This window comes from Stutzerimonas stutzeri (assembly GCF_000952685.1).
Lineage (GTDB): Bacteria > Pseudomonadota > Gammaproteobacteria > Pseudomonadales > Pseudomonadaceae > Stutzerimonas > Stutzerimonas stutzeri_E.
Genome location: NZ_JYHV01000038.1, coordinates 1 through 22,188 on the forward strand (window position 1 = coordinate 1; position 22,188 = coordinate 22,188).

The window sequence follows — 22,188 nt, forward strand, 5'->3', positions numbered from 1 at the left end:
CTCGGGACGAAGCTTTTGGGCCTTGGCAGGCCTGCGGCCTGCATTCGCCGCGGGTCGCGCCTCGCACTGAAGCGGTTCAGTGCGAGGCCCCCGCTTTGTGTTTGCTCAGTCTTTGCGGGCTCAGCGCAGCCCTGCGAGGATGTCGAAGGCGTGGTGGCGGTCGGCGGTTTCGTAGAAGTCGCAGGTGAAGATCAGCTCGTCGGCTTGGGTCTGCTCCAAGAGAGTCTCCAGCCGTGCGCGAATCTTCTCCGGTCCGCCGATCAATGCCATACCGAGGAAGCTGCCCACCGCGTCCTGCTCGTGCGGCAGCCACTTGCCTTGCATGCTCTGCACCGGCGGCACCAGAACCAGGCTTTGGCCACGGATCAGCGCGAGGATGCGCTGGTAAGCAGTGGTCGCCAGGTATTCGGCCTGCTCGTCGGTATCGGCAGTCATCAGCGGCACGCCGAGCATCACGTAGGGTTTCTCCAGCACCTCTGAGGGACGGAAGTTCTCGCGGTACAGGCGAATCGCCTCGTGCACGTAGCGCGGCGCGAAATGCGAGGCGAAGGCATAGGGCAAGCCCTTGGCCGCGGCCAGCTGGGCGCTGAACAGACTGGAGCCGAGCAGCCAGATCGGCACGTTGCTGCCGACCCCGGGCATGGCGATCACTCGTTGATTGGGCTGACGCGGGCCGAGCAGCCGCTGCAGCTCCTCGACATCGGCCGGGAAATCATCGGCACTGCCCATGCGGTCGCGGCGCAGCGCGTGGGCAGTGTACTGATCGGCACCCGGCGCGCGGCCGAGGCCCAGTTCGATGCGCCCGGGATAGAGCGCATCCAGCGTGCCGAACTGTTCGGCGATCACCAGCGGCGCATGGTTGGGCAGCATCACCCCGCCGGCGCCCAGGCGAATCCGCGTGGTACCGGAAGCCAGATAGCCGATCAATACCGAGGTGGCGGCGCTGGCGATGCCATCCATGTTGTGGTGTTCAGCGACCCAGAAACGCTCGAAGCCGAGCTTTTCGACATGCTGCGCGAGGGCCAGCGAGTTGCGCAGGGCGAGCCCGGCGTCGCCGTCATCGCGGATCGGCGCCAGGTCGAGGGTGGAAAAACGGGTGTGTTCGATACGGGACATCGTCTACCTCTATGCTGACGGATGGGTCGCAGCGCGACTCAGTAGCAGTGTTCGGCTTCGGCGCGCGCCAGGACGTTGCGTTGTTCGTCGTACAGCCAGCCCTGCGGCGTGAAGCCCAGCGAGCGCGCCTGGAACAGGTAGCGCCGGCCGGGTTGGAAGTCGTCATAGCGGATGACCATGGTACAGCGCAGGTATTGGGTTTCGCCGAACTCGCCCAGTCCGCCACTGCTGATTTCGAATTCGTAACGCGCTTCGAGTTCATGCGCGCCGGGGCCGACCTGGAAATAACGGCCGTCGGGTGTGCGTTTGTCGTCCAGGCGGTCGGACATGAATATATCGCTGGGTTGGGCGCTCATCTCGACCCAGGCCATCTGGGGATCAGGCTTGGGCAGCGGACCGGCGCAACCGGACAGGCCGGCGGCCAGCAGCAGGGCAAATGGCAGACGCATGGATATTCCTCCGGGCAACCGCAGAGTCAGCTCGTTGCTGGCGGTTGCCTGCTGAGCCTGATCCAGTCGCGACGCTTTTTCAACGCGTCATGACGGTTTCGCGCCGGCGGCTCAGCGACTGGCGACACCGCCGCAGCCGCGTTCGGTCGCCTTGGCCAGTAGCTGATCATGCTGGTCGTAAAGCCGAGCCCAAGGACGGAAGCCGTAACCACCGGCGACCAGGCGGTAACGTGCACCCGCATCGAAGCTGTCGTATTGCAGGGTCAGGTGGCAGTTGCGTTCGAGCGCTTGGCTGTCGCGGCCGATATCGGCTGCGCCCACTTCGAAGCGGTAACGCATGCCTAGCTGATGGCTGCCGGGGGCCACCTGGAAGTAGCGATGATCATCCAGCGGCCGTTGGTCCACGGCGATCGCCTTCAATTCGGTTTCGTCGAGCGGGGCCAGCTCGATCCAGGCCTGGTTCGGGTCCGGCTGGGGCATCCACAGGGCGCAGCCGCCAAGGGTGGACAGCACAAGAGCAGACAACAGAATTCGCATGGATAGATCTCCGATCCGCTGGCTCGGCGGCCTGGCTGCAAGGGCACGGCGCCTTCAGTGGTTGGGTGGGCTTCGATGTCGTTGTAGGCTCAGCGCACCGACCGTGTGGTCTTCTCAGTGCGAGTAGCGTTTGTTCATTTCGAAGCTGAAAACCGCCCTAATCGACAATCGCAACGGGCTTTGGGTTCCGCTGCTGTTGGCCGTTGGTCTGAATGGCTGCAGCACCTATTACGGGCAGCTGGCGGTCGGCCAGCTGGAGCTGCTGCGCCTGCGCGAGCCCATCGCCGGCATCGTCGACGATCCGCAACGCGACCCCCAGCTGCGCCAGCGTCTGGGCCTCGCACTGCAGGCCAGACGCTTCGCCAGCCAGGCGCTGGGATTGCCGGACAACGAAAGTTACCGGGTCTATGCCGACATTCAGCGACCCTATGTGGTGTGGAATCTGTTCGCCGCCGAGGCGTTTTCGGTGGCGCCCCTGACCCACTGTTTTCCGATCGCCGGTTGCGTGGCCTATCGCGGGTATTACCAGCCGGGTCGGGCACGGGGCGCGGCGGCACGGCTCCAGGCCGAGGGCTACGACACGCTGGTGACGGGTGTGCAGGCCTACTCGACCCTGGGCTGGTTCGACGACCCGTTGCTCAGCTCGATGCTGCGTTGGGACGACGAACGGCTGGCCGGGTTGCTCTTTCACGAGCTGGCGCATCAGCGGCTCTACGTCGCGGGCGACACGGCCTTCAACGAGTCCTACGCGTCGTTCGTCGAGCGTGAAGGGCTGCGTCAGTGGCGCGTTAGCCGCGGCCTGCCTCCACCGAACGAGACGGCGCGACGCCGTTATGCCGAGTTCAGCCAATTGATGCTCGCGACCCGCGAACGCCTGGCCGAACTGTACGCCTCCGAGCTGAGCGAGGCGGCCATGCGTGCCGCCAAGGCGGAAGAGTTCGTGCGCTTGCGCCAGGCTTACCGTCACCTGCGCGATGATCGCTGGAACGGCGACGATCGCTTCGACCGCTGGATGGCCCAACCGCTGAACAACGCCAGCCTGTTGCCGTTCGGCCTCTACGATCGCTGGGTGCCGGCGTTCGCGGCGCTGTTCGAGCAGGCTGGCGGGGATTGGCTGCGTTTTCATGCGCGGGTCGAGGCTTTGGGGCGCCTGCCAGCCGACGAACGGGTGGCGCTTCTGGAGGCGCTTCGCTGAACGCCCTGCCGCTTCGTTTAAAGCCTTGAGGGGCAAGGCGTCGGGGCTTTTCCCGTTGCGACAGACCCCTGCGCGTTTAAAGGAATTAGCCGCCGCCGCTTGTCGTTTTCTCGCATTTTCGCCCCTATTGGGGCGGAATTCTTTCGCGCTTGCCTCCGTCCATTTTTCAGGCCGTCAGCATTCGCTGACCCGTGATTGAGCCGTGCGTGCAAGCACGACTACCAAGAAAAAAGCCGTATAAACGGAGGCTCCATGGATAACCTAACCGGCATCCTCGACAACAAGGGCACGCCGCTCGACAAACAGAAATTCACCTGGAAGGAAATGGCGGGCAAGCCGATCAGCAAGCTCGACGACGATGCCTTCACTCGCGTGCGGATCATCCTGATGAACGGGGTGGAGACCGACGCGCTACGCATCAAGCATGGCATCGCGCGCATCACCGGCCAACTGCGCGGGCCGCTCGCGGAGATCCGTCGAGTCGAGCAGCACCAGGCCACCATGGTCAACTGGCTGATCTCCGCCGACCACTCACCGCTGGAAACCACCGTGGCCTATGAGCAAGTCGCCATCGAGGTGACCGCCGCTGTGGCCCAGACCGAGCCCGACCCTTATCAGGCGCAGACCTACCGCTTCGGCTTGCTGGAGGACTTCGATCACCTGTACCGCTACTCGGCGATGCTCGACCGCCTCGAAGGCAAGGATGCCAACAACATCCTGCAGGGCTACACCGATATCGTGCCGGGTCGGCAGACTTCCGAGCATCACCGCCATCCCGATAATGACCTGCGCGACAGCTACGAGAAGGAGCAGGCCGCGCTGATTACCAAGATTCATTGCGCGCTGATCACTGCAGCCGAGTTTCAGACCCACGATTACTACATGAACATCGGCCCGCTGTTCGCCGACCCGCTGGCGCGTCAGCTCTACGCCGAAATTGCCTCGGTGGAAGAACAGCACGTGACCCAGTACGGCTCGCTGGCCGATCCGCAGGAATCCTTCATGGAAAAGTGGCTGGTCCACGAAGCCATGGAAGTCTATGCCTACGCCAGCTGCGCCGAGCAGGAAACCAACCCGCGGATCAAGGCCATCTGGGAGCGCTTCCTCGACTACGAACTGGGCCACCTGAACCTGGCCTGCGAGCACTTCAAGAACATCGAGCGCCGCGACCCGGCGGAAATCCTCGGCGGCCCGTTGCCGAAGATGATCGAGTTCAAGAGCCAGCGCGAATTCGTTCGCCAGGTGCTGGCCGCCGAGGTCAACCTGCGCACCAGCGGCACCCAGTACGTCGACAAGAGCCAGGAACCGCAGAACTCACTGGATTATCGCGCTCAGCTCAATAGCGAAGGCATCGCCTCGAACATCGTTTCGGCGGGTTATCAGTGGGCGCCGGGTGGCGAACTCATGCGTATGCGCAAGGTTTCTTGAGGAGAATCAGCATGGCAACCGCAGCGAAATTAGGCTCCAACGTCACCGGCGTACAGATGTCCCCGAAGGACACCAAGCTCCTGCTCGACGCCGTCAACGAAATCCATCCGGACGTACCAGGCGACTCCAAGGGCATCATGCTTGAACGTGCGAGCCGCGCCGAGGAGGCTGACCGCATTGGCTCGGTCCCGGTCCCCGGCTCGGCCAAGGGCATGCTCAAGTCCACCTTCGATATGGCGTTGGGTAAGAGCCCGGAATTGCTGGTCGACAAGCTCGGCGAGCGTCTGGCCTTCGAGCGCAGCGGCGTGCGCCTGTACGACGCGATGATTGCCAAAGCCAAGGCTCTGGATACGGCGGAATCGGATTTGGTGGCGGTGCTTCAGCACATCCGCGACGAAGAGTTCGAGCATATGAACATGGTGGCGGAGGCGATCGAGACACTGGGCGCCGACCCCACCGCGCAGACCCCCTGCGCGGATGTCGCCGCGGTCAAGTCGATGGGCGTGATGCAGGTGCTGACCGATCCGCGCACCAATCTCGCCCAGGGGTTGGGCGCCTTGCTGACCGCCGAGCTCGAGGACAATGCCGCCTGGGAACTGCTGATCGAGCTGGCCGAAGCGGGTGGTCATCCGAACATCGCCAAGGGTTTCCAGAAGGCGAAAGACCAGGAGGACGACCATCTGGTCAAGATCAAGACGCTGATCCGCCGGGACCTGATCGGCCAGATCAAATAGATACGCGTGCGTTTCAAAGCTTTGGCGCGCCCTCGGGCGCGTCTTTTTTATGACATAGCCGTCGGACACATGGCGGTGGCGCTGAGCTGGGATTCATTGCATGGCGGAATTGAACCGAAGTGCAAAGGCTCGCGGTCAAGACCGCTCCTACGGGGTGCAAGCCTTCGTTGTAAGAGGTCAAGACTGCTGTACGGGGTGCAATAGTTTTGTGGGAGCGGTCTCGACCGCGAGCTCTTCAAAGCCAAACAGCATCCAACAAGGGGTAGTCGCCCAGGCGTTTGACCAGTCGCGCCCGTAGCGGAACTACATAGCGAGCGACGGCCTGCAGATCGTCTTCCCCGCGCAACGCCCGGTCGTGATAGCCCGCTTGCCAGAGCGGGCCCGATGTATTGCGCCGGCGATTGATGCCACGCGCGCTGTTGGTTTTTATCCTACGCATCAACTGCTCAAGCGAGCTGTCGCCCAGCTCGATCAGCCAGTGAAAATGATCTGGCATTACCACCCAGGCCAATGAATTCACCCAACCATCCATGTGCGCCGCCTTGAATTCCGCGACCACCAGCGTGCCAAGCGCGACGTCGCTGAAGACTTGGTGGCGGTCTGATGTGGTTGTGGTGAGCAGATAAAGTTGGCCACGTTGGGAGTCGCGCCCCGCGCGCAAGCGGTTCGAACAGTACATGGGCAATCCTTTGCCGAGGTATAGACAGGTGTCGGGATAGCTGACCAAATTGCGTCATTCGCGGTCAAGACCGCTCCCACAGGTGTAGCGAATTCCGTAGGAGTGGTTTCGACCGCGAAGGGCGGGCAGGCAGCGTGTTGGTCGGACGCTGTTGTTGCTTTGTGCATCAGGGTGAAGGCAGTCAGCGCTCCCATCAGCCGCTAGCGGGTCGGCAAGATTGGGTGAAAAAAACCGCGGTCGAGACCGTTCCCACAGGTGCTGCGAACTTCTTGTGAGAGCGGTCTCGACCGCGAACAGGCTTGGGATGAGGTGATCAGGCTCCGTCATTTCCTTAATCGTGGCAGGCGCAGGCGAACCCGCAAGGTTGGTTACACTCTGATCCCTGACCCGCCATCCACGAGTGATGCATGAACGACCGCGCGCCACCTGCCAACGCTTCGCCTTTGCCCGCCGTGCTCGCCGGGCCCATGTTGCGCAGGGTGCAAGCAAGGCGGCTAGTGCTCTGGCTGGTGGCCAGCGAGCCGCTGTCGTTGCGCCTGATGTTGCAGCCCGAGGGTGAAACGCCGCGTTCGCTGGCGGTGGAAGGCGAGGCCTGTCGCCTGCTGCGTATTGGCACCTGGGCCTGGTTGCACCTGATAGATCTCCAGCTGGATACGCCGCTGCCGGTCGATCGGTTGATCGAGTACGACCTGCTGATCAGCCACCAGGGGGCCGAACAGGGCATTGCCGAATGGGCGCCGCACCTGCTCCATGCGGGCGCGAGTCGCCCGGCCTTCGTCGTGCGGTCACGCTATGACGACCTATTGCACGGGTCCTGCCGCAAACCGCACCATCCGGCTGCGGACGGGCTGGTAACGGTCGATGCGCTGATCGCCGATGCGCGCCAGACGCCCGAGCGGTGGCCCGCCGCGTTGTTGATGACCGGCGACCAGATCTACGCCGACGATGTCGCCGGGCCGACCCTGGTGGCCATCCACGCGCTGATCCACCGTCTTGGCCTGTATGGCGAATGCCTGGAAGGTGCGGTTGTCGCCGACAGTGATGAGCTGATGGCGCATCCGGCCACCTACTACCGACGCGAGCAGCTGCTGCCGGCGTTCAAGTCCAACGAGGCGCTGCGCGAACGCTTCTTCGGCGGCGTGGAAAAGCCGGTGTTCACCACCTCCAGCGCACACAATCACCTGGTCTCGCTGGGCGAGGTCCTGGCCATGTACCTGCTGGTCTGGTCGCCGCTGCCGTGGGGGCTGATCGAGCTACAGACGCCACCGCTGGATGCAGATCTGGCCGAGCGCTGGTCCAACGAGGCGCACTGCATCGAAGGCTTCCGAGCGGGCTTGCCAGAAGTCGCGCGGGCATTGGCGCATCTGCCGTCGTTGATGATCTTCGATGACCATGACATCACCGACGACTGGAACCTCAGTGCGCGCTGGGAGCAGACCGCCTACGGCCATCCCTTTTCGCGGCGCATCATCGGCAACGCACTGCTCGGCTATCTGCTTTGCCAGGCGTGGGGCAACGATCCTGATGCCTGTGTCACTTCATTGGACGCGGTCGAGGCGTTGCTGGCCAGCGGCGAAGATGGGCGACTCGATTGCGGCCTGCACGATCAGGTGGTGGATGAGGTGCTGCAGCGCGGCGACTGGGGCTATGTGCTGCCCAGCGACCCAGCATTGGTGGTGCTCGACACACGTACTCGGCGCTGGCGCAGCGAGCGTAACCTGAGCAGACCTTCGGGCTTGATGGACTGGGAGGCGCTGACCGATTTTCAGCAGGAACTGCTCGATCATCGTTCGGTGATCATCGTTTCGCCGGCGCCGATGTTCGGCGTCAAGCTGATCGAGACCGTGCAGCGCGTGTTCAGCTGGGCTGGACTGTCGCTGCTGGTCGACGCGGAAAACTGGATGGCCCACCGCGGCGCGGCGCAGGTCATGCTCAACATCTTTCGCCATACCCGCACGCCGGGAAACTACGTGATCCTGTCCGGCGACGTGCACTATTCCTTCGCCTATCAGGTGCACGTTCGCGGCCGAGCTGAGGGCCCCAGGCTCTGGCAGATCACCAGCAGCGGCGTGAAGAACGAATTTCCGCGACGGCTGCTGGATCTGTTCGATCGGCTCAACCGCTGGCTTTACTCACCGCGCTCGCCGCTGAACTGGTTCACCAAGCGTCGTCGCGTGCGCGTCGAGCCCTGGCTGCCGAGCCGCAGCCAGTCCGGCGAGCGGCTGTGGAACGGTGCGGGGATCGGGCGCGTGCGGCTGGATGCCGAAGGCCGGCCGTCGCGGGTCGAGCAGCTCAACGCCGATGGCTCGCCGCCGGTTACCTTTGCACCCGAGCGCGACCAGAGGCCCTAGCCGAACGCTGCGCGCAGTTCCGGCAGCGTGGCGTAGTAATACGCGGGTGATTGCGCCATGAGCTCGGCATGGCTGCCAAAGCCGTAACCCACCGCCGCCGCCTTCATCCCATTGCTGTGAGCGCCGATCAGGTCGTGCTTGCGGTCGCCGATCATGAGTGTCTGCTCTGGATCGAGCCGTTCTTCGGCGATCAGGTGGGCAAGCAGTTCGACCTTGTTGGTGCGGGTGCCGTCCAGTTCGCTGCCGTAGATGACCTTGAAATGGTGATCGAAGGCGAAATGCCGGGCGATTTCGCGGGCGAAGACCGAGGGTTTCGACGTCGCGACATAGAGCGTCCGGCCTTGACCGCGCAGGTGTTCGAGCAGCTCCAGCACGCCGTCGAACAGCAAATTCTCGTACAGACCGACCGTCTTGAAGCGCTCGCGGTAATGCCCCACCGCTTCCCAGGCGCGCGCCTCGTCGAAGCCGTAGAACTCCATGAACGCCTGCAGCAGCGGCGGCCCGATGAAGGGCTCGAGCTTGGCCAGGTCCGGCTCGTCGATCTCCAGCTGCGCCAGCGCATGTTGGATCGAACGGGTGATGCCTTCGCGCGGGTCGGTGAGGGTGCCGTCGAGGTCGAAGAGGAGGGTGGACTGGTGCATGGCAGCGGCTCGCTCGGCTGGATGGCTGCCAATTGTCCCGTACCGGGCGCCGATCGGGCAAACCCGGGTCGATTCAGCGTGCCGCGACCTGCAACCGACGGGCGAGCGCGTGCGCGGCGTTGATGTCCTCTTCGATCAAACCGCCGAGCCAGTCCATGAATGCTTGTACCCGTCGCGGCAGATTGCGCCGGTGGGCATACAGCAGCGATGCGCTCATCGGTGCCGGCACGTGATCGGGTAGCACCAGTTGCAGCTCGCCGCGATCGAGCGCTTCGCGGACGCCGGCGAGCGGTACCTGAATCAGGCCAAAGCCGTCGAGACAGGCCTGTTTGTAGCCGTCGCTGTTGTTCACCGTCACCCGGCCCTGCATCGGCAGGCACATCGGCTTGCCGTCTTGCAGATATTCGAAGCCGGAGGAGCGCGCGCCGAGCACCGAGACGTAGTGCACCAGTCGGTGATGGGCGAGGTCTGCCAGGGTCTGCGGGATGCCGTGGGTGCGCAAATAGGCGGGGCTCGCGCAGTTGACCAGCGGATAGCGGCCGAGCCGGCGCGCGATCAGACCCGAGTCGGCGACTTCGCCGATGCGCAGCACGCAATCGAAGCCCTCTCGCACCAGATCCACCAGCCGGTCGGTGGCGCTGACTTCGATTTCCAGGGCCGGGTGCCGGTCGAGAAACTCGCCCAGACGGGGCATCACCAGGTTGCGCGCCAGAGCGACTGGTAGGTCGATTCGCAGGCGGCCCTTGAGCGTGCTGGCTTCGCGAAACAGCCCCTCGACCTCCTCGACCTGATCGAGCATGTCGCGGCAGCGTTCATACAGCAGCTGACCATCCTGGGTCGGTTGAACCCGCCGTGTGGTGCGTTGCAACAGGCGCGCGCCGAGGCGTTGTTCCAGGGCGCGGATCTGTTCGGAAACGGTGGAGCGGGGCAGGCCGAGGCTATCGGCCGCGCCGGTGAAGCTGGCCAGCTCATAGACCCGAACAAAGGTGCGCAACAGATCGAGCAGGTTCATCGGCGGCTTCCAGATTGGTCGGATTAAGCGAATAGTTTATCCAGGCCTTACTGATTTATCCGACGTCAGCTGACAAATACAGTGGCCCCGTCATTTACCAGACGGGAGACTCATCATGAAAGGCAAAATCGCCCTGATCACCGGCGCCAGCCGCGGACTCGGCCGCAGCGCGGCATTGCATCTGGCTGCCGAAGGCGTCGACGTGATTGGCACCTACCACAGCAAGGTCGCCGAAGCACAAGCGGTAGCCGACGAGATCGACGGCCTCGGTGCGCGCGCCCTGATGCTGCAACTGGATGTGAGCGACAGCGCCAGCTTTGCCGGTTTCACCGAGCAGTTGCGCGCGGCGCTGCCCGAACGTTTTGGTCGGCAGGACATCGATTTTCTGGTGAACAACGCCGGTGTCGGCGAGCACGCCAGCTTTGCCGAGACCAGCGAGGCGCAGTTCGACCTGCTGGTGAACCTGCACCTGAAAGGGCCGTTCTTCCTCACCCAGAGCCTGTTGCCCCTGATCGCCGATGGCGGGCGCATCCTCAACGTCTCCAGCGGCCTGGCCCGTTTCGCGCTGCCGGGCTATGCGGCCTACGCCACCATGAAGGGCGGTATCGAGGTGCTGACCCGCTACCAGGCCCGTGAGCTCGGCGCGCGCGGCATCCGCGTCAACGTGCTCGCCCCCGGTGCCATCGAAACCGACTTTGGCGGCGGTGCGGTGCGGGACAACGCTGACCTGAACGCCTTCGTCGCCAGCAACACGGCGCTCGGGCGCGTCGGTCAACCGGACGACATCGGCCTGGCCGTGGCCGCGTTGCTCGGTGAGGGGGGGCGCTGGATCACCGGTCAGCGCATCGAGGCATCGGGCGGAATGTTCCTCTGACGCAGCCAGGCGAGCCGGTGCACCGCGCACCGGCTCGCCTGTCAGATACCAACGGCCTCTGCCAGATGCTGGTTCTTCAGCTTCACGTAATTGCCAGCGGTGTAACTGAAGAAGCTGCGCTCCTTGTCGGTCAGCGGGCGCGCCTGTTTGGCCGGGCTGCCAACGTAGAGGTAACCGCTTTCCAGCGTCTTGCCTGGCGGCACCAGGCTGCCAGCGCCGATGATCACTTCGTCCTCCACCACCGCGCCATCCATCACGATCGAACCCATGCCCACCAAGATGCGACTGCCCAGGGTGCAGCCGTGCAGCGTGACCTTGTGCCCGACGGTGACTTCGTCGCCGATGGTCAGGGGATAGCCGTCCGGGTTGTAGGGCCCGGCGTGAGTGATGTGCAGTACGCTGCCGTCCTGGATGCTGCTGCGTGAACCGATGCGGATGCGGTGCATGTCCCCGCGGATCACGGTCAGCGGCCAGACGGAGCTGTCCTCGCCGATCTCGATATCGCCGATCAGCACGGCGCTGGGATCGACGAAGACTCGCTCGCCCAGTGCCGGCGTGTGTCCCTGGTAGGTTCGGATGCTCATGCGTTGCTCCTGTAGGCGCGTGCGGAAGGGTGGCCGGTCACTGATAGACCCGACCTTCGATGGCATCGCTGCCGGGACGGAAGAATTCGCCCGGTGTGGCGCCGAACTGTTCACGAAAGGCGGCGATGAACGCCGACAGCGATTCATAACCACAGCCCAGCGCCACATCGGTGACCCGCTCGCCGCGCTCCAGTGCCGGTAAGGCGCTGAGCAGCCGCAAGCGCTGGCGCCAAGCGCGGAAGGTCAGCCCGGTTTCGCGCAGGAACAAGCGGCTCAGGGTTCGTTCCGAAACGCCCAGCGTCCGGCTCCAGTCGGCCAGACCTTCCTGCGATTCCGGCTGCGCCTGCAGGCTCTTGCACAGTCGCTGCAGACGCGGCTCGGCCGGTAGCGGCAGTACCAGTTCGACTTCCGGTGCACACCCCAGTTGATCCAGCAGCACCTGCACCAGGCGTCCGTCTGCACCCTCTTCGGCGTAGGCTTCGGGCAGGGTGCTGAAATGGCGGATCAGCTCGCGCAGCAGCGGGCTCACCTGCAGCACGCGGCAACGCTCCGGCGCCTCGCCCGCCACGCTGCGGTCGATGTACAGGCTGCGGATACAGGTGTCCGGCGCGCAGAACACCTGATGAGTGATCCCGGCCGGAATCCACACCGCGCGCAGCGGCGGCGCGATGAAACGGCCCATGTCGGTGCGCACCTCGAGTACCCCTTCGACCGCATGGGACAGCTGCACCCAGGGATGGCTGTGGCGATAGCCGAGCTTGAGGTTCGGTGGCGAATCCAGCTGCCCATAGACGGGGCGCGGCAGGTGTTTGAGTTCGCTGAGGCGCGCCATCACGGTGGGGATATGTCCGTTTGAAGACATTTCATGCCTGCTTGGCGTTAGTCGGAAGCTGGCGCCCACGTTAAGGTCCATTCCCGTCGTCCGCAAGACCCAAGGAATCCAAAGATGGCCAAGCTCCGCATGCTGTTCGATAACTTCACCCTCGCCCTGCTCGCGGTCATGGCGATCGCCACGGTGTTTCCCTGCGAAGGACGCGGCGCGGTGTTCTTCGAGTGGTTGACCACGTTGGCGATCGCGCTGCTGTTCTTCATGCACGGTGCCAAGCTGTCGCGTGAAGCGATCCTCGCCGGCGCGGGCCATTGGCGCCTGCATTTGTTGGTATTCGCCTGTACCTTCGTGCTGTTTCCGCTGCTGGGGCTGGCGCTCAAGCCGGTATTGACGCCGCTGGTCGGCACCGAGCTGTACCTGGGCATGCTCTACCTCTGCGCCCTGCCGGCGACGGTGCAGTCGGCTATCGCCTTCACCTCGCTGGCACGTGGCAACATTCCCGCAGCGATCTGCAGCGCGGCCGCGTCCAGCCTGATCGGTATCTTCCTGACGCCGGTGCTGGTGCTGCTGCTGATGGGCGTCGAAGGTGAGGCCGGTTCGACGCTGGACTCCATCGGCAAGATCGTCATGCAGCTGCTGGTGCCCTTCGTCGCCGGCCAGATCGCGCGGCGCTGGATCGGCGCCTGGGTGACGCGCAACAAGAGCTGGCTGAAGAGTGTCGACCAAGGCTCGATCCTACTGGTGATCTATGTCGCTTTCAGCGGCGCGGTGGTCGAGGGGCTCTGGCAGCTTGTGCCGCTTACCCACCTGCTGGGGCTGGTGCTGGCGTGCTGCCTGTTGCTGGCCATCGTGCTGTGGCTGACGCAATTTCTCGCCAAGCGGCTGGGCTTCAATCTAGAAGATCGCATCACTATTATCTTCGCCGGTTCGAAGAAGAGCCTCGCCACTGGCGTGCCCATGGCGCAGGTGCTGTTCGCCACCAACGCGGTGGGGATGATCATCCTGCCGTTGATGATCTTCCATCAGATTCAGCTGATGGTCTGTGCGGTGCTTGCCCAGCGTTACGCGCGGCGCCCCGAATTGCCCGAGCAGGCGGCGGTCCAATAGCAGGTGCGCATGGTGGGACGGCGCCTGTTCGGCCGGGATAGAGCGGCTCTATCGGTTCGTTACCAGGCTGCGCAGACGCACGTTTGTCTTTAACATGCGTCGATGATCATTTATTCACAAGGGGCAACTGCCGTGACCGATACCAATCCGCTGCTTCGGGATTTCGACCTGCCGCCCTATTCGGAGATTCGCCCGGAGCACGTCGAGCCGGCGGTGGATACCATCCTCGGCGACAACCGGGTCGCCCTGCAGGAACTGCTCAGCCGCCCTGCCGAAAGCCTCGACTGGTCCACCCTGGTGGTGGGCCTGGACGAAATGAACGAACGCCTCAGCCGTGCCTGGGGCCCGGTCAGCCATCTCAATGCAGTGCGCAACAACCCGGAACTGCGTAGTGCCTATGAGGCCTGCCTGCCGAAGCTGTCCGCTTACGCCACCGAGCTCGGGCAGAATCCCGATCTGTTCGCCGCCTATCAGGCGTTGTCGATCAGCCCTGAGGCCGACGGCTTCGACGTGGCGCAGAAGACCATTCTCGAACATGCGCTGCGTGATTTTCGCCTGTCTGGCATTGACCTGCCGCCGGCCGAGCAGCAACGCTTCGGCGCGATCCGCATGAAGCTCGCCGAGCTGGGCAGCACTTTTTCCAACCAGCTGCTCGACGCCACCCAGGCCTGGACCAAGCACGTCACCGACGAAAGCCTGCTGGCCGGCATCACCGATTCGTCCAAGGCGCAGATGGCCGAAGCGGCCAAGGCCAAGGAGCTGGATGGCTGGTTGATCAGCCTGGAATTCCCCAGCTACTACGCGGTGATGACGTACGCCGACAACCGTGCGCTGCGCGAAGAAGTCTATGTCGCCTATTCCACCCGTGCCTCCGATCAGGGGCCGTATGCCGGTCAGTTCGATAACGGCCCGGTGATGGAGCAGATCCTCGACCTGCGCCAGGAACTGGCCCAGCTGCTGGGCTTCGGCAACTACGCTGAACTGTCGTTGGCCACCAAGATGGCCGAAAGCACCGATCAGGTGCTGGGCTTCCTGCGCGATCTGGCCACCCGCAGCAAGCCGTTCGCAGAGCGTGACCTCAAGGAACTGCGAGCCTTCGCCGCCGAGCAGGGTGTCGCTGATCTTCAGAGCTGGGACGTCAACTACTTCGGCGAGAAACTGCGCCAGGCGCGCTACAGCCTGAGCCAGGAAGAACTGCGTGCCTACTTCCCGGTGGATAAGGTGCTGTCCGGCCTGTTCGCCATCGTCAAGCGCCTGTACGGCATCGAGATCCACGAGCTGGAAGACTTCGATAGTTGGCATCCGGACGTTCGCCTGTTCGAAATTCGCGAAAAAGGCGAGCACGTAGGGCGCTTCTTCTTCGACCTCTATGCGCGGCCGAACAAGCGTGGCGGTGCCTGGATGGATGGCGCGCGCGACAAGCGCCGTACCTGCCTGGGCACGTTGCAGACGCCCGTGGCCAATCTGGTCTGCAACTTCACCCCGCCAGTGGGCGAACGCCCGGCGCTACTGACTCACGATGAAGTCACTACGCTGTTTCACGAGTTCGGCCACGGCCTGCATCACCTACTGACTCAGGTCGAGCATGCCGGCGCGTCGGGCATTAATGGCGTGGCCTGGGATGCGGTGGAGCTGCCCAGCCAGTTCATGGAGAACTGGTGCTGGGAGCCCGAAGGCCTGGCGCTGATCTCCGGTCACTATCAGACCGGCGAGCGCTTGCCGCAGGACAAGTTGGACCAGATGTTGGCGGCGAAGAATTTCCAGTCCGGCCTGGTGATGGTGCGTCAGCTGGAATTCTCGCTGTTCGATTTCGAATTGCACGCCACTCACGGCGACGGCCGCAGCGTGCTCGAGGTGCTGGAAAGCATCCGCGATGAAGTCTCGGTGATGCGTCCGCCGGCCAGCAACCGCTTCCCCAACAGCTTTGCGCACATTTTCTCCGGCGGTTACGCGGCCGGTTACTACAGCTACAAGTGGGCTGAGGTGTTGTCCTCCGACGCCTTTTCGCGCTTCGAGGAAGAGGGTGTGTTCAACCCCGATACCGGGCGTGCCTTCCGCGAGGCGATCCTGGCGCGCGGCGGCTCGCAGGAACCGATGGTGCTGTTCGTCGATTTCCGCGGTCGCGAGCCATCCACCGACGCGCTGCTGCGCCATCTTGGCCTGAGCGAGGAGGTGGCATGAGCGACAGCCCCAAGGTGACCACCAAACGCTTCATCGCTGGCGCCGTATGCCCGGCGTGCAGCGCCACTGACAGTATCAAGATGTGGGACGTCGATGGCGTGCCCCATCGCGAGTGCGTCGAATGCGGTTACGCCGACACCCTCAATGCCCAGGGCCAATCCGTGCCGTCGGAACTGGGCACGCGGGTCAACCAGGGCAAACCGAAGCCGGCCGATCCGCAGGTCCAGGCGGTACAGTTCTTCCCCAACCCGAAGCTCAAGAAAAAACCCGACTGACAGATTGGAGAATCGCCATGTGGCATATCACCTGTGGCGATCTCGCCGCCGACAGCGTCCGCCAACTGCTGGCCGAAGGCAACGAGGTCCGCATTCTGCGCGACGATCTGGCGGTCGGGCCGCTCGCTGATATCGAATCCCCGCCTTGCGCGAAACGCGTGGCGTTCTGGGAAGGTGTCTGGCCGATTGGCCTGGCGCCGCGTCCGGATTTTACCGGTGTCGCGGCCGATGCCCAGTGGCTGGCGGGGCTGGCCGGTCAGTCGCGACCGGTGACGGTCTGGCATGGCGACAGCGCGTCCGAGCAACTGCTGCTGGCCCGTGTGGCGGCGGCGCTGGAAGGTTCGGCGTTGCCATTGCGGGAAGTCGCGTGCGGCACCGGTGATAGCCGCGTCGACGCGCGCAAGGCGGTGTCCATGCACGCGCCGGATGCTTTGGCCGCGCTGTATCAGCCTCGCGCCGTCGAACCGCAGAGGATGGCCGAGCTCGCCAGTCAATGGCGCGCTGCCGTGCAGGAAAGTGCAGCGATACGTCGCTGGACGAACGGGCGTTTCGTCGGCGAAGACCATCAGCGAATCGATCGCGAACTGATCGCCGCCTGCAGCCATGACGAGATGCCCCTGGCCCGAGCCATGGCCGAGGTCATGCGCCACTGCGACGGCTTCTTCGCGACCGATCTGTTCCTCTATTGGCGGGCTCGAGAGCTGGCCCAGCGTGGCGCCATCGAGCTGAGCGATAGCGCCGCTGCGGACTATTCCAGCGTACAGGTTCGCTGCACACCCTGAACCCTAGGTGGGTGGAACGGTGCGCGGCCAAGCCAGGCCGCTGCACCGGGCGCGATTCGATAGCTGTGTTCTGATCAGGCTGGGTCTTGGGGCTCGGGTATCACCAGGCCAGCTTGTGGCACACGCGAAAAGCGCTGCTTGAGCTTCATCGCCGGCGCCTCGATCAGGTGCCAGGACAGGATTGCCAGGAGCAGGGTCGGCGCGAGGCTGATGGCCGTCAGCCAGAACACGCCAATCTCGTGACCGAGCAGGTAAACGGTGAGCTGCTGGAAGGGGAAGGCGTAGATATACATGCCATAGGAGAAATCACCGTACTTGCCGAACCGGGAAATCAGGGGAATCGGCGCATAGGCGAGGTAGATCACCAGATAGGGCAGTGCGATTACGTAAACGTAGGGGCCGGCGGCGGTATGAAAGGTCAGCGCCAGCGCCACGACCAACACCGCAGCAACCCAACCGCGCCAGGGCAATGCATCGCGGTAGAGGAAAATAGCGGCGCCGGTGTAGTACAGCAGGCCCAGTTTGAAGATGTTGTTGATGAAGAATGACTCGATGCCGAGCCTTTCCAACAGCCAGAAATGGCCCACGGCGAGGCCGGCGATGGGCAGGAAGATCAGCCTGCGTTGCAACAGTCCGGTCAGCCCCAAGATCAGCACACCTAAATACATCATCACTTCGAGCGGCAGCGTCCATAGCGAGCCGTTCACCACGTTCGGGTAGATGTTCTGGCTGAACACGCCCGGCAGTTCGAAGCGTGTGACGAGCAGGATATTCTGCAGGTACGTCCAGGTGGCGGGAGACGAGAAATAGCTGCTCAAGGGGTGATCGGTTACCAGCGGGCCGATGATGAATGCCGACAGCAGAACAGCCAATATCAAGGCCGGGAAAACCCGCAGTGCGCGCTTGATCAGGAAGCTTTTCGCGCTGCTGCTGTTGATCCAGGAAGAGGTGATCAGGTAGCCGCTGATGACGAAGAAGACCGCGACGGCGAATTCGCCACCGTTCTCGTAGCCGGTCAGCAATTCGATGGGTTCATCGGGGCGGCGCCCGGTCAGCGGATAGCTGTGAACGAGCAAGACGAGGGTGGCGGCAAAGAATCTCAGGAAATCGAAATTGTTTTCGCGCGCAAAGCGGGTGCTTGGGTGGGCGGGCATCTGCACCTCCTTGTCGATACCAGAAGCAGCCGAGGTTTCAGCTGTGGCGTGTTTGGCACAGCTGACTGGAAATAATTCCCAGCCGATTCGTTTTTTTCCGACCGTTGGCATGCCTCGCACTGGCTGATATTGTGTACTGTATGCATGAACAGTATTTTAGAGGTCGCTATGCGCGCTACGTCAACGACACCTCGCGGCCGTGGCACCGCAATCAATCCGGACAACCGGTTCGCCCCGACTCGCAGCGAGGTCTACGACGACGGCTGGGAACAGGATGTGCCTCAGACCCGTGCCACCGAGGTGCGCGGCGAGACGGCGAAGAGCGTGATCACACGCAATCAGTCGCCGGATGTCGGTTTCGATCGTTCGGTCAATCCCTATCGTGGTTGCGAACACGGCTGCATTTACTGCTTCGCACGGCCCAGCCACGCCTATTGGGATCTGTCGCCGGGAATCGATTTCGAAACCCGCCTGATCGCCAAGACCAACCTCGCTGAGCGTCTCGAACAGGAATTGAGCAAGCCCGGCTACGTGCCGCAGCCCATCGCGCTGGGAGTCAACACCGATGCCTATCAACCATTGGAGCGCGAGCAGCGGCTGACGCGCCAGGCACTGGAAATCCTGCTGCGCTTTAAACATCCGGTGCACATCATCACCAAGGGCTCGCTGGTGTTGCGTGATCTCGATCTGCTGGTGCCGTTGGCCGAGCAGAAGCTGGTCAGCGTCTCGGTCAGCCTGACCACCCTGGATGACGAGCTCAAGCGCATCATGGAACCGCGCGCCGCCTCGCCTTCGGCGCGTTTGCGGGCGCTGCGCACGCTGCATGAGGCCGGCGTGCCGGTGAGTGTGATGTGCGCGCCAATGATCCCTATGATCAACGACATGGAGCTCGAACGGCTTCTGGAGGCGGCGCGGCAAGCGGGCGCGCGTTCGGCTGGCTACGTGCTGCTGCGCCTGCCGCATGAGGTGGCGACGCTGTTCGACGAGTGGTTGCAGGAGCATTTCCCGCAGCGTGCCGCTCACGTCATGAGTCTGGTGCGCCAGTCGCGCGGCGGCAAGGATTACGACAGTCGTTTCGGCAGTCGCATGCGCGGCGAGGGGCAGTTCGCACAGTTGCTTGCTCAGCGTTTCCAGCTGGCCTGCAAGCGGTTGGGTTACAACCGCCGAGATCAGAACTATGGCCTCGACTGCAGCCGTTTTGCCGTGCCGGGTTCGCAGATGTCACTGCTCTGAAGGATCTCGGCCGTGCGAAGCGGTACGGCGGTGCCATCATTTAGCGATTGGTCAGTTCGTCGCAAAGGCTCGTTCTAGAGCGGCTCGTTCAGTTTCAGTTAAGTCTCGCTGGCTAGCCTCCATACAAATGTGACCAGTCAGTCACGCTGGCCGCGGGCCGGTCTCGTGACCCTGGCACGTCTTTGCCCTGTATCTGGAGACCAGCCCATGCGTGAACCCACCGCTCGCACCGAGTCCACCAAATTACCTGCACGCGGCGAAAGCGCTGACGAGTCGTTCGCTCATCTCGTCGATGGCTTTCGCCGCTTCCGTACCGAGGTCTATCCCGAGCAGCAGGCTCTGTTCGCCCGCCTGGCCAAGGCCCAGCAGCCGCGCGCCATGTTCATCACCTGCGCCGACTCGCGCATTGTCCCGGAGCTGATCACCCAGAGTTCGCCGGGCGACCTGTTCGTTACCCGCAACGTTGGTAATGTGGTGCCGCCGTACGGCCAGATGAACGGCGGTGTATCGAGCGCCATCGAGTATGCGGTGATGGCGCTGAACGTGCAGCACATCATCGTCTGCGGGCATTCCGATTGCGGTGCGATGAAGGCGGTGCTCAACCCCGGCGGCTTGCAGCGGATGCCCACTGTCAAAGCCTGGCTCCGGCACTGCGAAGTGGCGCGCAGCCTGGTGGAAGAGAACTGCAACTGCACCGCCGGTGATGCTTTGGGCGTGCTCACCGAAGAGAACGTCGTGGCTCAGCTCGACCACTTGCGCACCCATCCTTCGGTGGCTTCCCGGCTCGCGGGTGGCCAGCTGTCGATTCACGGCTGGGTCTATTGCATCGAGACCAGTGAAATCCTCGCCTATGACGCCAACCAGGGCCGTTTCGCGCCGCTCGATGGCGACGGGCCTTCGCCAGTGGCGACTCCTGCTCCGCGCTACCTGCAGGCCTGAAAGCCGCCGGCGAGTCACGCCGGCCGAACGCATCAGCTATCACCACACGCGACGCTGTCGGCGTCGCGGCGTGTTCGAGGAATCTCTGGATGAATGAAACGATCAAAGCGACCCTGCCACGCGATCTCATGGCGTCGGTGGTGGTTTTTCTGGTGGCGTTGCCCCTGTGCATGGGCATCGCCATCGCATCGGGTATGCCGCCCGCCAAAGGCGTCGTCACCGGCATCATCGGCGGGCTGGTGGTGGGCTGGCTCTCCGGTGCGCCGCTACAGGTCAGCGGCCCGGCCGCCGGTCTCACGGTGCTGGTGTTCGAACTGGTGCAGCAGTACGGCGCTGCCATGCTCGGTCCGATCCTGCTGTTGGCCGGCGCGATTCAATTGCTCGCGGGCCGACTGAAGCTGGGTTGTTGGTTCCGGGTCACCGCGCCGGCGGTGGTCTATGGGATGCTGGCCGGCATCGGCATCCTTATCGTGCTATCGCAGCTGCATGTGATGATGGATGCGCAGCCGGAAGCCTCGGGGCTGGGCAACCTCAGCGCCTTTCCGGCCGCGCTGTGGTCAGCCCTGCCGTTTGCCGGCAACGGTGACGGCCTGATTGCAGCATCCCTCGGACTGCTGACCATCGCCTGCATGTGGCTGTGGGACCGGCTCCGGCCGCAACGGCTGCGCTTGCTGCCCGGCGCGCTGCTGGGTGTCGCGGCGGCGACGCTGGTGGGCTTGTGGGTGGGGCTCGACGTCCGCCGCATCGAAGTGCCAGAAAACCTCTCCGATGCGATCAGTTGGCTGCGCCCGACCGATCTGCTGGCCTTCGCTGATCCTGGTCTACTGGTCGCGGCCTTGGCCGTCGCATTTATCGCCAGTGCCGAAACCTTGCTGTCGGCGGCCGCGGTCGATCGCATGCACCAAGGGCCGCGGGCCGATTTCGATCGCGAGCTGTCAGCCCAAGGCATAGGCAACATGCTCTGCGGTGTGCTCGGTGCGCTGCCGATGACCGGCGTGATCGTGCGCAGCTCGGCCAACGTCCAGGCCGGCGCCCGCACTCGGCTGTCGGCCATGTTGCATTCTGTCTGGCTGCTGGCGGCCGTGGTCCTGCTTGCGGCGTTGCTGGAGCGTATTCCCGTAGCGAGTCTGGCCGGCGTGCTGGTCTACACCGGTCTCAAGCTGATCGACCTCAAGGCGTTGCGCCAACTGGGTCGCTACGGCCGCATGGCCATGCTGATCTACGTCGTCACCGCGCTGTCCATCGTCGCTGTCGACCTGCTGACCGGCGTGCTGGTGGGCTTCGCGCTGACCTTGGCGCAGCTGGCCTGGCAGGCCTCACGGTTGAGGATCAATGTGGTGCAGGACGGGCCTCGGGTCGAGTTGCGCATGCAGGGTGCGGCGACCTTCCTCAAGGTGCCACAGTTGGCGCGAGCGCTGGAAGGTGTGCCTCAGGACGCCTGGCTCTACGTGCCGATGGAGCACCTGCGCTATATCGACCACGCCTGCATGGAGCTGCTGGAGGAGTGGCACCGCTCGAACCAGGCCAAGGGCGCCCGGCTGGTCATCGAGCCACGTGCGCTTACGCGGCGGGTGGAGGGGCGGCGCCGACAGGCGGCGCATCTCGCCGGTGCGGCCAAGGGGAACTAATCCGTACGGCGAAGCCCTCATTCTCTAACAAGGGCGCGCGTGGGACGCGTTCTCTGATTGCAGCGCATCGGCAGCCCCGATGCGCTGCTGTTCGTTCTGGAGGACTGAGTTGGACGTGTTTCTCGATCTGCTGCAATGGCCGGCAATGGTGGTCACGGTGCTCGCCGCCTGGCTGATCGGCTCGCTGAAGCCGGGGCGCCGGATGGTCGGTTTCTGGTGTTTTCTGCTGAGCAACCTGCTCTGGATCATCTGGGGATGGCATGCCCAGGCCTGGGCGCTGATCACGTTGCAGGTATGCCTGGCACTGATGAATGTCCGTGGTGTGAAGAAGAATGATCAGCCCCGAGCAGCGCAGGCCAACGCGAGTAGCTGACGAAATTGCCAGTCCGGCATCGCTGTCTATACTCCGATCGTAAGCGTACCGATTGAATCCGACTGTGCGTGCAAAGCGAGGGTTGGT

22 protein-coding genes are annotated in these 22,188 nt (G+C 63.7%); 13 read left to right on the forward strand and 9 right to left on the reverse strand.

Annotated elements, in window-relative coordinates; genetic code table 11:
- Positions 1–120 precede the first annotated feature (120 nt).
- From UF78_RS22115 to UF78_RS22125, 3 genes are all read right to left on the reverse strand, one after another.
- Positions 121–1,116, reverse strand: coding sequence for an LLM class flavin-dependent oxidoreductase (locus tag UF78_RS22115; RefSeq protein WP_045164401.1), 996 nt, complete (start codon positions 1,114–1,116; stop codon positions 121–123).
- A gap of 38 nt (positions 1,117–1,154) precedes the next feature.
- The gene (locus UF78_RS22120; RefSeq protein WP_045164402.1) at positions 1,155–1,565 is read right to left on the reverse strand and encodes a hypothetical protein; all 411 of its coding nucleotides are present in this window, start codon (positions 1,563–1,565) and stop codon (positions 1,155–1,157) included.
- A 111-nt stretch (positions 1,566–1,676) separates the two neighbouring features.
- Positions 1,677–2,102 (reverse strand): hypothetical protein, encoded by a 426-nt coding sequence (locus UF78_RS22125; protein WP_045164403.1) that lies wholly within the window; start codon positions 2,100–2,102, stop codon positions 1,677–1,679.
- A gap of 136 nt (positions 2,103–2,238) precedes the next feature.
- Here UF78_RS22125 and UF78_RS22130 point away from each other — a divergent pair, with 136 nt between their 5' ends.
- The 3 genes from UF78_RS22130 to UF78_RS22140 all read left to right on the forward strand — a co-directional run bounded on the left by UF78_RS22130 (position 2,239) and on the right by UF78_RS22140 (position 5,459).
- Entirely contained in the window at positions 2,239–3,297 is a 1,059-nt protein-coding gene (locus UF78_RS22130; protein WP_045164432.1) for an aminopeptidase, read from the forward strand.
- Positions 3,298–3,549: 252 nt separating this feature from the next.
- A complete protein-coding gene (locus UF78_RS22135) occupies positions 3,550–4,725 on the forward strand; it encodes a hypothetical protein (RefSeq protein ID WP_045164404.1) in 1,176 nt (391 codons plus the stop codon).
- 11 nt (positions 4,726–4,736) lie between these two features.
- On the forward strand, positions 4,737–5,459 hold the full coding sequence (locus UF78_RS22140; RefSeq protein ID WP_045164405.1) for a ferritin-like domain-containing protein: 723 nt from the start codon (positions 4,737–4,739) through the stop codon (positions 5,457–5,459).
- 235 nt (positions 5,460–5,694) lie between these two features.
- Here the strand turns inward: UF78_RS22140 and UF78_RS22145 are convergent, their stop codons facing one another.
- Positions 5,695–6,138: an REP-associated tyrosine transposase gene (locus UF78_RS22145; RefSeq protein WP_045164406.1), complete on the reverse strand. Its 444-nt coding sequence runs from the start codon at positions 6,136–6,138 to the stop codon at positions 5,695–5,697.
- Between the two features lie 407 nt (positions 6,139–6,545).
- Here UF78_RS22145 and UF78_RS22150 point away from each other — a divergent pair, with 407 nt between their 5' ends.
- Positions 6,546–8,489, forward strand: a complete 1,944-nt coding sequence (locus UF78_RS22150) for an alkaline phosphatase D family protein (RefSeq protein WP_045164407.1) — start codon at positions 6,546–6,548, stop codon at positions 8,487–8,489.
- Here the strand turns inward: UF78_RS22150 and UF78_RS22155 are convergent.
- Positions 8,486–9,130 carry an HAD family hydrolase gene (locus UF78_RS22155; RefSeq protein ID WP_045164408.1) on the reverse strand — a complete coding sequence of 215 codons (645 nt, stop codon included), beginning with the start codon at positions 9,128–9,130 and terminating at the stop codon, positions 8,486–8,488. The genes UF78_RS22150 and UF78_RS22155 overlap by 4 nt on opposite strands.
- A 73-nt stretch (positions 9,131–9,203) precedes the next feature.
- Entirely contained in the window at positions 9,204–10,142 is a 939-nt protein-coding gene (locus tag UF78_RS22160) for a LysR family transcriptional regulator (protein WP_045164409.1), read from the reverse strand.
- A 115-nt stretch (positions 10,143–10,257) separates the two neighbouring features.
- Between UF78_RS22160 and UF78_RS22165 the strand changes: the two genes are divergently transcribed.
- A complete protein-coding gene (locus tag UF78_RS22165) occupies positions 10,258–11,016 on the forward strand; it encodes an SDR family NAD(P)-dependent oxidoreductase (protein WP_045164410.1) in 759 nt (252 codons plus the stop codon).
- A 41-nt stretch (positions 11,017–11,057) separates the two neighbouring features.
- On the opposite strand, the gene UF78_RS22170 is transcribed toward UF78_RS22165, so the two are convergent.
- On the reverse strand, positions 11,058–11,600 hold the full coding sequence (locus tag UF78_RS22170; protein ID WP_045164411.1) for a gamma carbonic anhydrase family protein: 543 nt from the start codon (positions 11,598–11,600) through the stop codon (positions 11,058–11,060).
- A 37-nt stretch (positions 11,601–11,637) separates the two neighbouring features.
- A complete protein-coding gene (locus UF78_RS22175; RefSeq protein WP_045164412.1) occupies positions 11,638–12,462 on the reverse strand; it encodes an AraC family transcriptional regulator in 825 nt (274 codons plus the stop codon).
- Between the two features lie 84 nt (positions 12,463–12,546).
- Between UF78_RS22175 and UF78_RS22180 the strand changes: the two genes are divergently transcribed.
- The 4 genes from UF78_RS22180 to UF78_RS22195 all read left to right on the forward strand — a co-directional run bounded on the left by UF78_RS22180 (position 12,547) and on the right by UF78_RS22195 (position 16,774).
- On the forward strand, positions 12,547–13,536 hold the full coding sequence (locus tag UF78_RS22180) for a bile acid:sodium symporter family protein (protein ID WP_045164413.1): 990 nt from the start codon (positions 12,547–12,549) through the stop codon (positions 13,534–13,536).
- Positions 13,537–13,668: 132 nt separating this feature from the next.
- Positions 13,669–15,717: an oligopeptidase A gene (gene prlC, locus UF78_RS22185; protein WP_045164433.1), complete on the forward strand. Its 2,049-nt coding sequence runs from the start codon at positions 13,669–13,671 to the stop codon at positions 15,715–15,717.
- Positions 15,714–15,992: a YheV family putative zinc ribbon protein gene (locus UF78_RS22190; protein WP_045164414.1), complete on the forward strand. Its 279-nt coding sequence runs from the start codon at positions 15,714–15,716 to the stop codon at positions 15,990–15,992. Before prlC ends, UF78_RS22190 begins: the two co-directional genes overlap by 4 nt.
- A 17-nt stretch (positions 15,993–16,009) precedes the next feature.
- Positions 16,010–16,774, forward strand: coding sequence for a DUF1835 domain-containing protein (locus UF78_RS22195; RefSeq protein ID WP_045164415.1), 765 nt, complete (start codon positions 16,010–16,012; stop codon positions 16,772–16,774).
- Positions 16,775–16,848: 74 nt separating this feature from the next.
- Here the strand turns inward: UF78_RS22195 and UF78_RS22200 are convergent, their stop codons facing one another.
- A complete protein-coding gene (locus UF78_RS22200; RefSeq protein WP_045164416.1) occupies positions 16,849–17,928 on the reverse strand; it encodes an acyltransferase family protein in 1,080 nt (359 codons plus the stop codon).
- Between the two features lie 168 nt (positions 17,929–18,096).
- Here UF78_RS22200 and UF78_RS22205 point away from each other — a divergent pair, with 168 nt between their 5' ends.
- The 4 genes from UF78_RS22205 (at position 18,097) to UF78_RS22220 (ending at position 22,101) form a co-directional block, all read left to right on the forward strand.
- Positions 18,097–19,161 carry a PA0069 family radical SAM protein gene (locus UF78_RS22205; RefSeq protein WP_045164417.1) on the forward strand — a complete coding sequence of 355 codons (1,065 nt, stop codon included), beginning with the start codon at positions 18,097–18,099 and terminating at the stop codon, positions 19,159–19,161.
- Positions 19,162–19,368: 207 nt separating this feature from the next.
- Entirely contained in the window at positions 19,369–20,100 is a 732-nt protein-coding gene (locus UF78_RS22210; protein ID WP_045164418.1) for a carbonic anhydrase, read from the forward strand.
- Positions 20,101–20,189: 89 nt separating this feature from the next.
- Positions 20,190–21,728, forward strand: a complete 1,539-nt coding sequence (locus tag UF78_RS22215; RefSeq protein ID WP_045164419.1) for a SulP family inorganic anion transporter — start codon at positions 20,190–20,192, stop codon at positions 21,726–21,728.
- Positions 21,729–21,837: 109 nt separating this feature from the next.
- Positions 21,838–22,101: a hypothetical protein gene (locus tag UF78_RS22220; protein WP_080890681.1), complete on the forward strand. Its 264-nt coding sequence runs from the start codon at positions 21,838–21,840 to the stop codon at positions 22,099–22,101.
- The last annotated feature ends 87 nt before the right edge of the window (positions 22,102–22,188 follow it).

What these genes read in the sequence shown, in the direction of transcription:
- UF78_RS22125 (WP_045164403.1), bottom strand. Translation starts at nt 2,102, where the DNA reads ATGCGAATTCTGTTGTCTGCTCTTGTGCTGTCCACCCTTGGCGGCTGC.
- UF78_RS22160 (WP_045164409.1), bottom strand. Translation starts at nt 10,142, where the DNA reads ATGAACCTGCTCGATCTGTTGCGCACCTTTGTTCGGGTCTATGAGCTG.
- UF78_RS22175 (WP_045164412.1), bottom strand. Translation starts at nt 12,462, where the DNA reads ATGTCTTCAAACGGACATATCCCCACCGTGATGGCGCGCCTCAGCGAA.
- UF78_RS22195 (WP_045164415.1), top strand. Translation starts at nt 16,010, where the DNA reads ATGTGGCATATCACCTGTGGCGATCTCGCCGCCGACAGCGTCCGCCAA.
- UF78_RS22150 (WP_045164407.1), top strand. Translation starts at nt 6,546, where the DNA reads ATGAACGACCGCGCGCCACCTGCCAACGCTTCGCCTTTGCCCGCCGTG.
- UF78_RS22120 (WP_045164402.1), bottom strand. Translation starts at nt 1,565, where the DNA reads ATGCGTCTGCCATTTGCCCTGCTGCTGGCCGCCGGCCTGTCCGGTTGC.
- UF78_RS22180 (WP_045164413.1), top strand. Translation starts at nt 12,547, where the DNA reads ATGGCCAAGCTCCGCATGCTGTTCGATAACTTCACCCTCGCCCTGCTC.
- UF78_RS22190 (WP_045164414.1), top strand. Translation starts at nt 15,714, where the DNA reads ATGAGCGACAGCCCCAAGGTGACCACCAAACGCTTCATCGCTGGCGCC.
- UF78_RS22165 (WP_045164410.1), top strand. Translation starts at nt 10,258, where the DNA reads ATGAAAGGCAAAATCGCCCTGATCACCGGCGCCAGCCGCGGACTCGGC.
- UF78_RS22145 (WP_045164406.1), bottom strand. Translation starts at nt 6,138, where the DNA reads ATGTACTGTTCGAACCGCTTGCGCGCGGGGCGCGACTCCCAACGTGGC.
- UF78_RS22205 (WP_045164417.1), top strand. Translation starts at nt 18,097, where the DNA reads ATGCGCGCTACGTCAACGACACCTCGCGGCCGTGGCACCGCAATCAAT.
- UF78_RS22200 (WP_045164416.1), bottom strand. Translation starts at nt 17,928, where the DNA reads ATGCCCGCCCACCCAAGCACCCGCTTTGCGCGCGAAAACAATTTCGAT.
- UF78_RS22115 (WP_045164401.1), bottom strand. Translation starts at nt 1,116, where the DNA reads ATGTCCCGTATCGAACACACCCGTTTTTCCACCCTCGACCTGGCGCCG.
- UF78_RS22140 (WP_045164405.1), top strand. Translation starts at nt 4,737, where the DNA reads ATGGCAACCGCAGCGAAATTAGGCTCCAACGTCACCGGCGTACAGATG.
- UF78_RS22170 (WP_045164411.1), bottom strand. Translation starts at nt 11,600, where the DNA reads ATGAGCATCCGAACCTACCAGGGACACACGCCGGCACTGGGCGAGCGA.
- UF78_RS22215 (WP_045164419.1), top strand. Translation starts at nt 20,190, where the DNA reads ATGAATGAAACGATCAAAGCGACCCTGCCACGCGATCTCATGGCGTCG.
- UF78_RS22155 (WP_045164408.1), bottom strand. Translation starts at nt 9,130, where the DNA reads ATGCACCAGTCCACCCTCCTCTTCGACCTCGACGGCACCCTCACCGAC.
- UF78_RS22135 (WP_045164404.1), top strand. Translation starts at nt 3,550, where the DNA reads ATGGATAACCTAACCGGCATCCTCGACAACAAGGGCACGCCGCTCGAC.
- UF78_RS22210 (WP_045164418.1), top strand. Translation starts at nt 19,369, where the DNA reads ATGCGTGAACCCACCGCTCGCACCGAGTCCACCAAATTACCTGCACGC.